Annotated in this window: 16 protein-coding genes; 9 read left to right on the top strand and 7 right to left on the bottom strand. The window is 41.8% G+C overall.

Annotated elements, in window-relative coordinates; all coding sequences use genetic code 11:
* Positions 1-52 precede the first annotated feature (52 nt).
* The 6 genes from L2748_RS15545 to L2748_RS15520 all read right to left on the bottom strand — a co-directional run bounded on the left by L2748_RS15545 (position 53) and on the right by L2748_RS15520 (position 6,434).
* Positions 53-1,111, bottom strand: a complete 1,059-nt coding sequence (locus tag L2748_RS15545) for a hypothetical protein (protein ID WP_220780044.1) — start codon at positions 1,109-1,111, stop codon at positions 53-55.
* A 175-nt stretch (positions 1,112-1,286) separates the two neighbouring features.
* Positions 1,287-2,765, bottom strand: a complete 1,479-nt coding sequence (locus L2748_RS15540) for a tetratricopeptide repeat protein (RefSeq protein WP_220780045.1) — start codon at positions 2,763-2,765, stop codon at positions 1,287-1,289.
* Positions 2,766-2,886: 121 nt separating this feature from the next.
* Positions 2,887-3,798: a sterol desaturase family protein gene (locus tag L2748_RS15535; RefSeq protein ID WP_220780046.1), complete on the bottom strand. Its 912-nt coding sequence runs from the start codon at positions 3,796-3,798 to the stop codon at positions 2,887-2,889.
* 128 nt (positions 3,799-3,926) lie between these two features.
* Positions 3,927-4,994 carry a DUF2804 domain-containing protein gene (locus L2748_RS15530; RefSeq protein ID WP_220780047.1) on the bottom strand — a complete coding sequence of 356 codons (1,068 nt, stop codon included), beginning with the start codon at positions 4,992-4,994 and terminating at the stop codon, positions 3,927-3,929.
* Positions 4,995-5,135: 141 nt separating this feature from the next.
* The gene (locus L2748_RS15525) at positions 5,136-5,696 is read right to left on the bottom strand and encodes a porin family protein (protein ID WP_220780048.1); all 561 of its coding nucleotides are present in this window, start codon (positions 5,694-5,696) and stop codon (positions 5,136-5,138) included.
* A 180-nt stretch (positions 5,697-5,876) separates the two neighbouring features.
* Positions 5,877-6,434, bottom strand: coding sequence for a porin family protein (locus L2748_RS15520; RefSeq protein WP_220780049.1), 558 nt, complete (start codon positions 6,432-6,434; stop codon positions 5,877-5,879).
* Positions 6,435-6,662: 228 nt separating this feature from the next.
* Here L2748_RS15520 and L2748_RS15515 point away from each other — a divergent pair, with 228 nt between their 5' ends.
* From L2748_RS15515 to L2748_RS15495, 5 genes are all read left to right on the top strand, one after another.
* The gene (locus L2748_RS15515; RefSeq protein ID WP_220780050.1) at positions 6,663-7,229 is read left to right on the top strand and encodes a YajG family lipoprotein; all 567 of its coding nucleotides are present in this window, start codon (positions 6,663-6,665) and stop codon (positions 7,227-7,229) included.
* Between the two features lie 32 nt (positions 7,230-7,261).
* Positions 7,262-7,858 carry a peptidylprolyl isomerase gene (locus L2748_RS15510; RefSeq protein ID WP_220780051.1) on the top strand — a complete coding sequence of 199 codons (597 nt, stop codon included), beginning with the start codon at positions 7,262-7,264 and terminating at the stop codon, positions 7,856-7,858.
* A gap of 189 nt (positions 7,859-8,047) precedes the next feature.
* Complete coding sequence (locus L2748_RS15505) at positions 8,048-8,368, top strand: hypothetical protein (RefSeq protein ID WP_220780052.1); 321 nt, start codon at positions 8,048-8,050, stop codon at positions 8,366-8,368.
* 293 nt (positions 8,369-8,661) lie between these two features.
* A complete protein-coding gene (locus L2748_RS15500) occupies positions 8,662-10,041 on the top strand; it encodes an AmpG family muropeptide MFS transporter (RefSeq protein WP_220780092.1) in 1,380 nt (459 codons plus the stop codon).
* Positions 10,042-10,260: 219 nt separating this feature from the next.
* Entirely contained in the window at positions 10,261-10,494 is a 234-nt protein-coding gene (locus L2748_RS15495) for a hypothetical protein (protein WP_220780053.1), read from the top strand.
* 60 nt (positions 10,495-10,554) lie between these two features.
* On the opposite strand, the gene L2748_RS15490 is transcribed toward L2748_RS15495, so the two are convergent.
* Positions 10,555-11,040, bottom strand: coding sequence for a YajQ family cyclic di-GMP-binding protein (locus tag L2748_RS15490; protein ID WP_220764780.1), 486 nt, complete (start codon positions 11,038-11,040; stop codon positions 10,555-10,557).
* 98 nt (positions 11,041-11,138) lie between these two features.
* Here L2748_RS15490 and L2748_RS15485 point away from each other — a divergent pair, with 98 nt between their 5' ends.
* The 4 genes from L2748_RS15485 to L2748_RS15470 all read left to right on the top strand — a co-directional run bounded on the left by L2748_RS15485 (position 11,139) and on the right by L2748_RS15470 (position 14,553).
* Positions 11,139-11,573, top strand: a complete 435-nt coding sequence (locus L2748_RS15485; RefSeq protein ID WP_220780054.1) for a VanZ family protein — start codon at positions 11,139-11,141, stop codon at positions 11,571-11,573.
* Positions 11,574-11,646: 73 nt separating this feature from the next.
* The gene (locus L2748_RS15480) at positions 11,647-12,657 is read left to right on the top strand and encodes a ketopantoate reductase family protein (protein WP_220780055.1); all 1,011 of its coding nucleotides are present in this window, start codon (positions 11,647-11,649) and stop codon (positions 12,655-12,657) included.
* A gap of 292 nt (positions 12,658-12,949) precedes the next feature.
* On the top strand, positions 12,950-14,443 hold the full coding sequence (locus L2748_RS15475) for a sodium-dependent transporter (protein ID WP_220780056.1): 1,494 nt from the start codon (positions 12,950-12,952) through the stop codon (positions 14,441-14,443).
* Positions 14,443-14,553, top strand: coding sequence for a methionine/alanine import family NSS transporter small subunit (locus tag L2748_RS15470; RefSeq protein WP_220780057.1), 111 nt, complete (start codon positions 14,443-14,445; stop codon positions 14,551-14,553). The genes L2748_RS15475 and L2748_RS15470 overlap by 1 nt, the downstream gene beginning before the upstream one ends.
* The last annotated feature ends 39 nt before the right edge of the window (positions 14,554-14,592 follow it).

Here is a 14,592-nt window from a genome sequence, read left to right as displayed (position 1 = left end):
AGGTGAGCGTTATGCTCACCTTTTTATTAACTATGAACCAGCCAAAGTCACCTTAACTGCTAGTGTTAACCTCGACCAAGACACGATCTACAAGCTGCAGCGCAGATGTCATCCCCGATAGATCTACATGCACCTTGCCATCTTGACCTGAGTGATGACCGCGACCAATAAGTTCCATAACAAACAGCTTGTTTGGCTTATCAAAGTTAATTTCAGCTTCATAAATTACTGAGGGCTGCGCTGAGTAGCCGCTACCAGAGTAAATAGCATCTTCAGGAAAGCGATCGCTAGAGTAATACTGGTTAAAATCAAACGACTGATTAACTTCAAGCCGCAGCTTATAGGCGCCACTCAGCTTTTGCTCAATACCCGATTTATAAATAAAGTTATTCATCATTGTCGGACCCGAATAGCCGTCAACTAAGCGACTTATCTTGCTACTTATATTTGGTGAGTTAGCAGCTTGATTATCTTTGCCCGCAAGCTGATGTAAAAACACCGGCAAAGACTCTGAGCGGAATCTATCTGAACGAGTCTCTGGCTCTACCACTAGCTCAAATGCTTGCTTCATGGTAAAGCCTGGGCGTTCAAAAGGATTATCGGTAAACACGGTATCTTTATCTCGCGTCGACACCCGATTAGCAAAGTTATTTTCAGCCAGTTTTTGCGTCACATAAACAGGCTGCACAAACTCGCCATCCAATGTTTCTAACCAAATAGCATATTGCGGCCAATGAAAGGCGGGGCCGGCTTTAAACTCAACTGATAATTGCTGCGCCGATGGTTCTCGAAGCGCTTTATCAACTAATAGATAGCGTACTTCTTGGTTTTCAAAACCTAAATCACTCGATCTTAAGGTCATACCCCATTGATAAAACTGTTGCACGGGGGCTATACCAAACCAAGATAACCCAGCAAGTAAGCCAACTGATAAAAACGCTAAAGGCAATGTCAGTTTATAACGGGATTGTTTACCCCAGAACCGTAGCCTTAAGTAACCTTTTAACGGGCTAAAGTTATTTTTCAGATGCCATAGCGCCGCAAATAATAAGCAAAAACCCACCATAGTATGCAAAGTGGCCACGGGAGCGTAATGGCTTTTAACAAACATAAATATCGAAGAACCTAGCATGATAATGATGCTAGCAAGAATAATGAGACTAATTAGAGCGCGAAAGTTAAACCATGAACGAAACATAAAATTATTAAGTTGAGAAGTGATTACTCACTGTTGACTCTCGTCATCCTTACCGCCACCAAAACTTTCTAAAATTTTATAAAATACCTTATTTATCAACAGCTACAGCTAGTGGCAGCTCATGCAAACGGATCTGTAACTCAGCAGCGTCTAAATAGGTTGATGAAAGCTGTTCTCGCCCTTGTTGCAAGTAAAGCTGGGCTAACAACAGTTTGACGGTACTGACTCCCATAGGGCAGTAAATCATTTGATGATAGCTCAGCGCTTTTAGCAATGATTCTTCGGCTAAAGTCAGTTGCCCTTGGTCATTATATAACTGAGCTTTTAGCTGATAGGCGTAACCTAAATATAAAAAGTCATTCTCTTGCTCGCTGTACTCAATTGAACCAACAATTGCCTTAAGGCTATCGGCCCCATCATCTGCAACAAAACTCATGGCTAACCAATAGTAGTACCGTCCTAAATACGCTATTGATAAATCGGGGGTATTATTATCAATCGTATGCCGTAATTGAACCCTGCCAACATTCGTCTCACCAGTTTGAATAAGCCATTGAGCCAACAATAAGCGTACTCTATGATTTTCAGGCTCCAACGCTAATGTGCTTTCGAGCATCTGGATCGCTGCAACAAACTTGCTCTGTTTATATAAATCTATCGCCTGATATACCAATTCATTTTTTAGCTCGCTTTGAAAATCTGTCTTAATGTTTACCGCCTTATCTCCAATGTGCTGATTGATAATTTCTGCTAGCTGCAACAAAGCATCATCAACTGTGGTGCTAAAAACCACTCCAGCACTATCGCCCTGTTTAGCATAAAGACGATAAGCCAATTGGTAGTCTCGAACATGACCATTAAGCTCAGTTTCTACCACTAAACTCGCACCAGTTCGTTTAAAGATGTAATCAACATCTGCTAACGCCTTAGCTGAATTAGCAGGTAACTTGGTTATCAAGGGCAAGACATACTCTGTACTCATGACCCTGCCACGATGATTTAAATTACCAATAAGCTGATCCATGGCACCTAAAGGCACCCAAGCATGATCGCGGCCAATCACATTATTATTCACGGGTAAAATAATAACCGTTCCTTCATCTATGACGGAGGCCGAACGGTTGAACGAAAAAATGGCAAGTAAGCCAGCAATGATTAACACTAAGGAAACTGAAGATACCCAAAAACCGACCTTGTGAGATCTGGGCTTGAGTTTATCTGTACATACTTCAGGGTCTACAGTTGTAGCCTCTATACTAGGATCTTGTTTCGATACTGGCGCACACCAGCTATAACCTTTCCTAGGAAAGGTCTGAACCACTTTATGCGGCGAAAAAATTCGCCTGATCTCACTAATGGTTTGAAATAACACTTGCTCATCGCACTGCACGTCATCCCAAATCGTTTCCAGTAACTCTGCTTTAGGACAAATCTCCGTATCGGACTCAATTAGGTGGATAATTAAGGCCAAGGTTTTAGGGCGAACTTCTACAATATGTTCAGCAAAATAAACCGTGCGCTGCCGACAACAAATCTTAAAACCTTGTCCATAATATACTTGTTGCACATCCATTCCTTGCGTTAGCGCGATTGTTCAGCGTGAATCCTACGGTAATTAAATAGCGATAGATAGCTGACCACTAAACCAGAAAACCTATCCACTTTTGTCACGCCCATTCGCCGATAACTTAAGATTTATCTTTTATTACCTGAGTGTGAGTTAACTCAACTTGTGACGGGATCTCTGGTTTTTGAGTTTTTGGCGGAGCAAACAACGCACTTAAACGCTGGGATAAGGTCCGATTAGCTGCAAAGCATTCTGCCAACATATCACGCCACTCAGTAAACGTGACCACCAGCGGGTTAAAGCTATTAATCGGCTTAGTAATGCCATACTGGACAGTTTCAACTTCTTTTTCAAAGGTGCCAAATAGGCGATCCCAAATAATTAAAATGCCGGCATAGTTTTTATCTATGTACTGTGGATTACGTCCATGATGCACCCTATGGTGTGACGGTGTATTAATAACCCACTCTAGCATTCCCAACGATTTGACCGCTTGAGTGTGCACAAAAAACTGCAAGCCTAAATTCAGCAGCACCACAAAAACCACCCAATTAGGGTCAAACCCGACAATCACTAAAGGTAACCAGAATAGCCACATACCAGCTAAGGGATACATTAAGCTTTGACGAAATGCAGTACTAAAGTTCATATTCTCAGAGCTATGATGTGCAACGTGCGCTGCCCACATCCAGCGTATACGATGGCTGGCTCGATGAAACCAGTAATAACAAAAATCTTGTGCAACCATTAGCGCAATAAAGCTTCCGACATTCATTTCGATATCAAATAAACGCCAACCAAAAAACATCAAATACAGTTTTGCAATTAATAAACCAGTGAGGATATCGGTTAACTGATGCATGGCTGCCAAGCCAAAATTACACAGCACCTCAGGCAGGTGATAGCGGGCGTTAACAGGCAGCTTGTTTTGCCTATCACCCACATACCATTCAAGCAAAATACAAATAAAAAATACGGGTGCTAACACAAGTAGCAGCACCTCTGGATGAGCAATCAGTGAATTAAAATCCATCTTTTATTATCCTTGTTCCATGCTATTTCCGAGTAGTAACCATTTGCAATTACAGCTTAGCAACTGACTGAAGTTATCATCGCGAGGCTATTATCGACCTCGCGACTTTCAATTACTTGGTAGCGAAGTTACCAGCGAGCAAAGTGATCCTCAGTTAGCCCCAATACATTATTCAACAGATGCTTTTGACCGAAGTTATCAATAATGTAACCGTCGAAATAGCCGATATACTGCCTAAAATTACTCTTTAACAAGCCTAAGTTAAGCTTCTCTTGGCGACAGTTTTTAGGCTTAAAACTTAGCGCTAACTGACCATTATCGGTATAGATCTGCCATAACCCCATGTTGTCAGTTTTACGAGTGCTTTGCCGCTGAAATTTAAAATGTACAGGCCCCAGCAAGTGTCGCTCACCATCAATCCAAAACACATTCTCATTACAGCCGGTTTCATTGACTCCTGCCGCTAAATTAAGCCCTAAGCTTCCGCACTCAGTTAGGCTGTTAATACTTGCCCAACGCCAGCTGGTTTCTCGGCGCATATAACCCGCGCTGAAGTCATAACCCGCTATGGCTCGCTGCAAAGGCTGCGGCTCATGATGAATCACTAAGCGACCAGTAACCTTCAAGGCATTATGTTTCTGGGTGTATGTCCAGCCGCTATAACCAGTAGGGTTACACATTGCCATAGGTAAACTCAACACATCAGGCTGTAGCGTTAAATCCGCCTCTATACCTAATGTTTTCAACCTTAAGTGCCAACGTCCCTGCTCAATCTCAAACTCAATAGAGCCTTTTGCACCTTTGATATTCGCATTGCCTTGCATGGGAGAATCTGACATTTGATAACCCAAACCTAAAGGTTTAAGCCAATTACTTTCAATAAGCTGGTTAGTTTTAATGTCATACAGATAGCAAAAAGCACTACCAACATAGCGAATATCCGCTAAGGCAACGCCAATCACGTAATGGGGAGTGGTAATACTGACAAACTGGAACTGTTTATAGTCAAAATACTTCGCCCAGCTAGATGCTGGTTTATCCATCTCGTTGAAGTAGTTGAAGTGTTCGATACCAAGCTCAGATACTGGTCCATCGAAGTGGCCAAACACCGGCTGGCCCACATCATCAATTAATCGCAGTGGCGCTGCAGAACTTGTGAGTGTTTTTGGCGCCCAATGAGCAGCATTCGCTAGCATAAGTCTTAGGTCTCTGAAGCTTATTTGACCTTTTACTCTAACTGGAACGGAAGCAGGTTAAAAGCGGTAGAACACAATTTTGTTGCTCACATGTAAATTGGCAGCGATGCCTATGCCACTACAACTTTAAGAGCACACCACTCAAAAGCGGTAATTAACACCTACCGAAAAATTATTAACCGTCATTTCTTGAATGGGTAAATATTGATACTCAGCTGTCACGCCAAGCCCAGACTTAAAGTCCATCCCCCACCCTAAGGCAACAAATAAATCTGAGCCATGACTAGAAACATCTCGAGAAGGTTGCTGGTTCCATATATTAGTTAGCTTATATTTTAAATGTGACTGACTGACACCGACTTTAGCAAATAGCTTGTTAGATTCTGATACATGCATTTGCCCATATACCGAACCTCTTACACCGGTATAACGCATGTCTTTAACATCAAATAACACACCGCCTAATGTGCTCAATACTCCGCCGGTTCCTGTATAAGTCGCAGCTTCAATACCAAAGTATTCAGATAACATATAGCGATAAAATAATTCGGTATTAATGCCATCACTTACACCGAGTTCTTCACCATTAACAGACTCAAAGTCTTGCAGACCAATACCAGCAGCGCCACCTATAACATGCTCAGCTTGAGCTGGTAGGCAGACTACAGCCGCTATGACGGCAACCGTCAATTTCATTTTCATCGCTACACTCTATAATCACCATTATGCGTCTTAGCCTACTCAATTGGCCTTAAGCTCAAATTAAGTCACGCCTAAGCCGCCTTAACTTGGCGAACTGTAGCGACTATCCATATAAAGGTGTTATTTGGCAGTTAGGAAGCAAGGTCAAACATAAAAATAGCGCTATTCGGTCAGTAATACTTAAAAACGGTAGCTAATACCAATACTCAAATTTTGTACCGTCAACTCTTGAATTGGAATATATTGATATTCAATGTTCATGCCTAAATCGGAGTTAAATCGAATCCCCCAACCTACAGCGCTGAATAGATCCACATCTTTGTCACTGATAGACGTAACACCATCATTGCGACCTTCTAAATCGTAGCTAAGTTCATTCGCACTAGCCCCCAATTTAGCGTAAAGGCGATTGCTTCTAGAAAGCATATACTCGCCATATAAAGCAGTTCTAAAGCCCTTATATTCAATGCTATTCACTTTAGTTATGATCCCAACAAACGCGCTCATAATGCCGCCACTTCCTGAAAAATAACCCGCTTCAACACCAAGGTTTTCCTGCCACATATAACGATAATAAATATCATACATAACATTATCACCGCTAGTTGAGCTATCGCTTGAAACCCCCTCAAAATCTTGAGAGCCGTAACCTACATTGACGCCCATAATATGCTCGCCTTGAGCAGCCAATGCATTACAACTTAATAACCAGGCAATCAGCACAGAAAGTATTCGCATATTAACTCCTTTAAATGCGCTTATAGAACAAAGGTAAAACAACTAATATATGAATAAGCTTACGTCTTACATCTATCAATTTCGCCATACTACAACAAGTTATTAAGGTTAAGCCACCACCAATATTAGCTATCGATAAGCAACAATAAAAAGAGCCGCGTAGCGCTGGAATACCAACGTTATTCTGGTATGCTGATGTCATCATTTTTTTGCTAATTTACGATAATAATGAAATCTTTACTTTTAATACTGACCACCGCATTAACTATGGTTGGCTGCGCTAGCCAAGGTCCATCTCATATTGCATTAAATCCTGAAGTTCCGGCTATTACAGTGCAAACAGAAACCTCGATCCCTGTCGCGTTAGAGACCATAGATACCCGCTCAGCCAATTTTATTGTTCGCTTCAATGATGGCGATAATGCTGCACGCTTAGTTAGCCCTACTGAAGCGCCGCGAGTGCAAGTGGATCAGGTATTTAGAGAAGGTTTTGCTCAAGCCGGTTATCGAATTGACCCAAGCTCTGTAAACCATATGCAGATCCAGCTAGAGCAGCTACTTACCGATGTAAAGGAAAGCACTTTTGGATTTGAGGCCAATAGCCAAGTTATCATCAATGTAATTGCCAAAAATGCCAATCAAGAGCTAACCAAACGCTACCGCGCCAAAGGTCTATTAAAAGGTCCTTTCGGTGCAGACTTCGCTACCCTTGAACTTGAAATGAACAAACTCATTGGCGAGTTAACTCGTGACATTATTAATGACCCTGAGTTAAACCAGTTCATTCAACAATAACCAGACCGCTTACGTAAACATAAGGGAATAGAATGAAATCTTGGATTTTAAAAGCGCTGGCGCCATTAAGCCTATTACTTGTCAGTCAGCTCAGCCATGCCGTCGATATCCAACCAAATACGCTTTACCCTCAAGTTGAATTAGATACTAGCATGGGAAAAATCGTGGTTGAACTTGATAGAACTCGCGCGCCAATAACCGTTGATAACTTTTTAACTTATGTGGTTAAAGGTCACTATGACAATACGTTATTTCACCGGGTTATTAGTGACTTTGTCGTGCAAGGTGGTGGGTTAGAGTTAGATAAACAAGAGCGTCCTACCGACCAGCCGATTGTCAATGAATCGGGTAATGGTTTATCAAACCTCACAGGTACCATAGCAATGGCACGTGAAGCAGAGCCGCATACAGCCACCAGCCAGTTTTATTTCAACCTGGTAGACAACGAGAAGCTCGATCCCTCCTCTCGTCGCTGGGGCTATGCGGTCTTTGGTGAAGTAACCTCAGGTATGGAAGTGCTACAAGCCATGTCTGCAGTGCCAACTGAGTTTAACACCACTATTGAATGGCCAGATTTCCCAGTTACCGACATAGTGCTAAAAAAGGCCACTTTATTACCACGCAATTAAGCCAGACAAATTTTATATCTGTTATAATGAAGCTTAAAGCAAAGCTAATTTAAGCTTCATTTAACAATCACTTAATACTCACTTCAGCAAACTTCCCAGTTGTAAAAAAAATGTAGCCAATCGAAAAAAAATCGAGCAACAACTGCCATTATGTGCCTATACTTATTCTGCAAATAAGGAGGCGGTTCAATGACGGTAAATGACTTCGTTGATGATAAAGCGCCCCAGCTGGCTTTCTATGGAAAAGCATTTTTGAGCAATCAACTCGACTTCAATGAAATCCAGTTATATCTATGGGACACCCTCGAAGAGTGGCAAATGTACAATCATCAGGGTGATGCGCAGTCAGACATGGAACGTGTGTTTTGGCACTTATTACATGCCTTTGATAGATGGCCCTGCTGGGCAATTAGAGGAAATCAGTTTTTGCGCAAGCAAATAGACGATTGTTGTGACTACCTGAGTATCGGTGGTCAAGTACCTCAAGGCTGTATTGGGATCAGACCTTGAATCCAAAGCTGTAATATCACATCAAAAAGTAAGTAAAACCCAAACCATTAATTGGTTTGGGTTTTTTATTGTCTTTAAATGAGGTAAATCTCGTGCAGGTATTAACCCCTCCGGCAGTAATCACTATCGTGAAGTAAAAAACATTATTGTGCCCTTGAACCCGGGCACCGTCCTACGTAAGCTAGTTGAACTCATTGTTATTTCTCTACCTTAGGTGGTTCGCCTCCGTGCATTCTTTCTTTTCGCGTTTTAAAGACGCTGCATCAATCTATTGCCATAAACGCGTTCTGGTTATGCTATTACTCGGATTCTCGGCTGGTCTGCCGTTAATGTTGGTGTTTTCAACCCTATCGTTCTGGCTTAGAGAAGCGGGTGTCGACCGCACAGCAATTGGTTACTTTAGCTGGATAGCCCTAGCCTACGGGTTCAAATGGGCGTGGTCGCCACTGGTTGATAGAATGTCTTTGCCTATATTTACTCACCTACTTGGTCGCAGGCGGGGCTGGATGATGTTCGCTCAGTTACTGTTGGTGGTTGCCATACTAGGCATGAGCCAAAGCGATCCGTTAGTGGATATAAAGCGCATGGCGCTTTTTGCTCTAATGGTCGCCATAGCGTCTGCAACACAAGACATCGTTATTGACGCCTTTCGTATTGAGTCCGCCCCTGCAAAAATGCAGGCAGCACTTGCCGCGGCTTACCAAGTTGGCTATCGCAGTGCCATGATTATCGCAACAGCGGGCTCATTGACCATTGCTGCTTGGATAAAGCCAGATGGTGATGCTTACAGCTTAGTATCCTGGCAAACAGCTTATATCGTGATGGCTGGATTGATGTCGATTGGCATACTCACGACTCTGTTTAGTAACGAGCCAGTTACTACAAGCAAAGACGTTGATGCAAAAGAAGTTGAACTTAAATCAAGTCTGAGCAACCGCCTAAACAAAGTCGCGCCCGCTAGATTATCTAAAATAATTGCAGCCAGCTTATCTTGGCTTTATACCGCTAGCGTACTGCCGTTTATCGACTTCTTTAAACGCTATGGCCGCAGTGCGATTTTGATTTTATTACTTATCTCTTGCTACCGAATTTCCGATATTGTGATGGGCATTATGGCTAATGTGTTTTACGTTGATATGGGCTTTTCAAAAAAAGAAATTGCCACATTGAGTAAAATATATGGCCTAATAATGACCTTAGTAGGTGCCGGTGCAGGCGGCTTACTCATTGCTCGCTACGGTACAATGAAGATCCTATTTTTAGGTGCACTGCTTGTCGCGGTAACCAACTTATTATTCGCCTATCAAGCCATGATTGGCTACAACGTGCCTTTTTTAACCTTTGCAATTTCAGTCGATAATTTTAGTGCAGGTATTGCCACCGCCGCATTTATTGCCTATTTATCGAGCTTAACCAGCAGTGGTTACAGTGCTACTCAATACGCGTTGCTATCGTCAATTATGTTGTTGTTTCCTAAATTTGTTGCCGGTTTCTCTGGCGCCTATATCGATGCTTATAATTACGTCAGTTTCTTTATTGCCGCCAGCTTAATCGGTTTCCCTGTATTAGGGCTTATCATGCTGGTACAAAAGTATGCGCCTAATCCAAACCTAAGTGACGCAACCGAAACTGATTTAGTAGAGCAAGAAAAGCAAAAAGAGCTAGGAAGCTAAAATAAGCCCTTTTGAGATCAGTCATTATGGCCAGCGGCATAAATAACCAACAAGTGAGCAAAATAATTAATTTTATGTGATTATAAATATTACAAGTTGCGACTCTAAAACGTAAAACCCTGAAAATAAACAACTTTTACTATTGGCACTTATTTTGCTAATTTATTTGCTAATGTTTATTGATGATGTGACTAACTTGGAATAGTAAAGGAAAAGAATATGGATATCGGTCAAATTATTATTGTTGCGATTATTGTTTTTGCCATCTTTGGCACAGACTTTTTTAAATATCGCTTTCGCATGAAGCAGCTTGAAGCGAAGATTGATAGTAGTGATAAAATGAAGCTAATTGATGAGGTAAAAAGCATCCAACACCGTTTAGTGGTTTTGGAGAAAATCATCACCGATAAAGGTTATGAAGTTAACGAAGAAATTAATAAACTCAAAGATTAGCCTTTAAAACAAGGGCTGCCAATATGGCAGCCCTTGTCGAGAATCATACCGTTCGGTCGATTAATCTCTAAAGTTATTAAACTGGAAAGGTTGACCAAGCTCTGACTCACGAGCTAAAGCCATCACCTGTTGCAAGTCATCACGCTTCTTACCAGTAACACGCACAGAATCACCTTGAATAGATGATTGAACTTTCAACTTACTGTCTTTAATAAGTTTTACTAACTTCTTAGCGACTAAGGTTTCGATACCTTCTTTAAACTTCACTTTCAAAGAGAAGGTTTTACCACTGTGCACCGCTTTTTCATCAACGTCCATCGACTTAGGATCGACATCGCGTTTACTCATCTGCATACGCAAAATATCAACCAACTGACGACACTGAAAATCATCTTCAGCTGTTAAAGTCACTACGTGATCTTTGTACTCAATGCTGGCTTCTTTACCACGAAAGTCAAAACGTCCTTTCAATTCGCGCACAGAGTTATCAACCGCGTTACGCAGTTCAACTTCATTTACTTCTGAAACAATATCCATTGAAGGCATAAGTTTGGTCCTTAAAAAATGTCTGAGACCGTATTTTACGCATAGGCACTGTGAACTTGAAGCAAATAAATCATTATATCTAGCGAATTTTCGCCTTTATGGTGACTTTGCTTATCGGTTTTCTTATGATTGAAGCAAATAACTCAAATGACCATGATGTGATAAACAGACAAACTATTTTTAAATCTGCCTTAGCTTTAATGCTTGTACTCGTGAGTTATCTGGTATTTTCTAAGCCTAACTACTATCCAACAGGGATCCCGTATTTTGATAAATTCGGTCATGTTGGTAGCTTCTTTGTTCTGTCTTATCTCACATACTTAGCGTTTAAGCCTAAATGGTATATTTTAGCGATAATCTTAGCCTTTTATGCAGTTTTTATCGAAATAGTGCAATCACAGCTATCCTATCGCAGTGCGTCTATTGGTGACTTTATCGCTGATATGCTTGGGATCTCGCTGTTCTACATTACTCATTGGTTATATTGCCGCTATATCAAAGCCACTAAGTTAATAGAACCTGGCAGCAAGTAGCTATGTTCATCCTTAAACTTTCACTATTAAACAGCCGTAGAACAAGGCAATAAATAGAAGGGCCTGCGTGCCAATGTCTTTACCCAATGCCACTCTAGCTGGCACAACAAACTGCAATCAGTTAGCCACTCAATCCATCACGATATTAGGTGCAGGGGCTATCGGTCAGCTTATTTACCATCAGCTACAAGCGAAACCTAACCCATTTGAAGTCAACTTTATAAGCAGAGATTCTGATTCGGCAAGCCTTGCGCTTACATTGACCAATATTGAAGGCGAAATAACCACGCTGAATGCCCAGTTCATTGGCTGCAATGATTATCAACAAGCGTTATCGAAAAGCGCATTATTGATTGTTTGCGTGAAAGCTTATCAAGTTGCCTCAGCGCTAAATTCAGTCCTGCCTTTTTTATCGAGTAACGCGCATATTTTATTGCTCCACAACGGCATGGGACCACATATCGATGTTATCTCTAGCCTTAATGGCCGAGGGTTAAGCTTAGGCACCACTTCGCAAGGCTCATTAAAAATGGCTCAATGGCATATTCAGCAAACCGGCGCCGGTCTCACTCAGTTAGGGTCTTTGAATGGCGATGTTAAAACGCCACCACTGAGCCCACTGTTAAAAAACATATTACTCAATAGTATTAAAAACAGTGAGTGGCATGCAGATATTTTGCCCTTGTTATGGCAAAAACTTGCGGTAAATGTAGCCATCAACCCACTCACCGCGATTCATCAATGCGCCAATGGTGAACTGGCCGCTGATAAGTATCGCGATATTATAAACTGCGCCGTTGCAGAACTAGTTGAAGTTGCTCATGCCGACGGTATAAATTTGTCACACGCTTTTTTAATTGAACGCGTGTATCAAGTCATCGCATTAACCGCTAACAACCTATCATCAATGCACCAAGATGTGTGCCACCAGCGTAAAACGGAAGTAAATGCCATTAATGGTTTTGTTGTTGCGCGAGGCAAAGCGTTACGAATCGATACTCCCTATAATCAGCAGCTACTTAAGCAGATCCAGCAAATAGAGGCTAAATACCTGCCCCCAGCCCCTAGTTCAATATCTCAATAGTTCAATATCTCAATGGTTCAATAGCTAATCAGCGCGACAATTGGTCGCTCAACTAGAGAGCCAGCCTAGTCAGCACAGCACTAGGCTAGATAACTGTCGAGGCTTCCCCATTTAACATAGCGCAACTCACTGCCCTTCTTTGTTCTTTGTTCTTTGTTCTATGTTCTATGTCCTATGTTTGCTACCGAGTTAAACGTTAGTCCCTGCAAGTTCTTCAATCCTGACTAAAATTAGTGCAAAAGACGTTTCTAATACTAATTGCGATTACACAGCGCAAGGACAGGTGCAAACCATGCAAAGAGAGCAATGGAACTCAAGGACAGGTTTTATTCTTGCAGCTGTCGGCTCAGCGATTGGCTTAGGCAATATTTGGCGCTTTCCCTACATGGCCTATGAAAACGGCGGCGGCGCATTTTTAATCCCCTACCTATTTGCCATGGTCACCGCCGGTATTCCCTTTATGATTATGGAATTCACTCTCGGTCATAAGTATCGTGGTGCGGCACCAAAGGTTTTTGCACAGCTAGGGCAATCAACGGGTTTAAAGCTGGAGTGGCTTGGCTGGTTTCAGGTTTTCATCGCTGCGGTTATCGCAATTTATTATGTTGCTATCATCGGTTGGGCAATATCGTTTTTTAGCTACTCTTTTTCCCAAAGCTGGGGAACTGATACCAATGCGTTTTTCTTCACCGAATACCTACAACTCGGCGATAATTCACCGACTAAACTCGGCTCCATTCAACTGCATATCGCCATCCCAATGGCAATAGCATGGGCGATAACAACTTTAGCTGTATATAGCGGAGTAAAAGGCGGTATTGAGCGTGCAAGCAAGATAATGATGCCTTTACTTTTTATCATGGTGTTACTGCTAATTGGTCGGATAGTGTTTTTACCCGGTGCACTAGATGGACTGAATTATTTATTTAGGCCAGATTTCAGCATGATTTTAGATGCAAAAGTTTGGTCTGCAGCCTACGGGCAAATATTCTTCACCTTAAGTGTCGGCTTTGCCATAATGCTTGCCTATTCGAGCTACCTGCCTGAAAAGTCAGATATCAATAACAATGCCTTTATGACCGTATTGATTAACTGTGGATTTTCAATACTTGGCGGCATAATGATTTTTGCAGTATTAGGCTACATGGCGGCCGAGCAAGCGAAACCTATTACCGACGTTGTATCATCAGGTGTTGGCCTCGCTTTTGTCACTATTCCCGCTGCTATCAATTTACTGCCTATACCTTATATTCTAGGGCCTGTATTTTTCTTAGCCCTTGTGGTCGCAGGCATAAGCTCGCATATTTCAATAATAGAAGCCGTAGTTTCTGCAGTAATGGACAAACTTGCTCTATCACGTAAAAAATCAGCACTACTGGTATGTGGTTTCGGTTTTATTGCATCAATGGCATTTTCAAGCAATGGCGGTCTCTTATTACTTGATCTTATAGACTACTTCATTAATAACATTGCTTTACTTTCTAGCTGCTTAATAGAGCTGATAATACTGACTTGGTTAGTTAAAATTGCAGATATACGCCAATATGCAAATCGCTGTAGTGAATTTGCAGTAGGTAAATGGCTAGAAATCTGCTTACGCTTCCTTGGCCCCCTCATGCTGGCGATTATCTTAGTCAAAAACCTTATAAACACACTCAAAAATGGCTACGAGGACTATCCGATAGCAGACCAACTCTTTCTAGGATGGGGCTTGATTGCAGTTATGCTATTTATTGCTATCTTTATCAGCGTAATTTCAAACCATCACATTGAGGAGAAGAAATAATGAGTACTGGAGCAGTCGTAATGATGGTATTGGCTTTACTAATAACCTGGGGCGGCGCAGCTGTTTGCATTTCAATTGCAATGAAAGCAGCAAACAAGTCCAAAGATTAGCGCGGCATTATCAGCGCTAAACAGCTATTGTAGTTCACT

It is taken from the genome of Shewanella sairae (assembly GCF_023283535.1).
In the GTDB taxonomy this organism is placed as follows: Bacteria; Pseudomonadota; Gammaproteobacteria; order Enterobacterales; family Shewanellaceae; genus Shewanella; species Shewanella sairae.
Note: the sequence above shows the minus strand (reverse complement) of the source record. Positions and strands in the feature narration are given on the sequence as shown.

Coding starts and splice junctions, on each gene's coding strand:
- L2748_RS15545 (WP_220780044.1), bottom strand. CDS start 1,111: ATGTTTGTTAAAAGCCATTACGCTCCCGTGGCCACTTTGCATACTATG.
- L2748_RS15535 (WP_220780046.1), bottom strand. CDS start 3,798: ATGGATTTTAATTCACTGATTGCTCATCCAGAGGTGCTGCTACTTGTG.
- L2748_RS15530 (WP_220780047.1), bottom strand. CDS start 4,994: ATGCTAGCGAATGCTGCTCATTGGGCGCCAAAAACACTCACAAGTTCT.
- L2748_RS15525 (WP_220780048.1), bottom strand. CDS start 5,696: ATGAAAATGAAATTGACGGTTGCCGTCATAGCGGCTGTAGTCTGCCTA.
- L2748_RS15520 (WP_220780049.1), bottom strand. CDS start 6,434: ATGCGAATACTTTCTGTGCTGATTGCCTGGTTATTAAGTTGTAATGCA.
- L2748_RS15515 (WP_220780050.1), top strand. CDS start 6,663: ATGAAATCTTTACTTTTAATACTGACCACCGCATTAACTATGGTTGGC.
- L2748_RS15510 (WP_220780051.1), top strand. CDS start 7,262: ATGAAATCTTGGATTTTAAAAGCGCTGGCGCCATTAAGCCTATTACTT.
- L2748_RS15505 (WP_220780052.1), top strand. CDS start 8,048: ATGACGGTAAATGACTTCGTTGATGATAAAGCGCCCCAGCTGGCTTTC.
- L2748_RS15500 (WP_220780092.1), top strand. CDS start 8,662: ATGCTATTACTCGGATTCTCGGCTGGTCTGCCGTTAATGTTGGTGTTT.
- L2748_RS15495 (WP_220780053.1), top strand. CDS start 10,261: ATGGATATCGGTCAAATTATTATTGTTGCGATTATTGTTTTTGCCATC.
- L2748_RS15490 (WP_220764780.1), bottom strand. CDS start 11,040: ATGCCTTCAATGGATATTGTTTCAGAAGTAAATGAAGTTGAACTGCGT.
- L2748_RS15485 (WP_220780054.1), top strand. CDS start 11,139: ATGGTGACTTTGCTTATCGGTTTTCTTATGATTGAAGCAAATAACTCA.
- L2748_RS15480 (WP_220780055.1), top strand. CDS start 11,647: ATGTCTTTACCCAATGCCACTCTAGCTGGCACAACAAACTGCAATCAG.
- L2748_RS15475 (WP_220780056.1), top strand. CDS start 12,950: ATGCAAAGAGAGCAATGGAACTCAAGGACAGGTTTTATTCTTGCAGCT.
- L2748_RS15470 (WP_220780057.1), top strand. CDS start 14,443: ATGAGTACTGGAGCAGTCGTAATGATGGTATTGGCTTTACTAATAACC.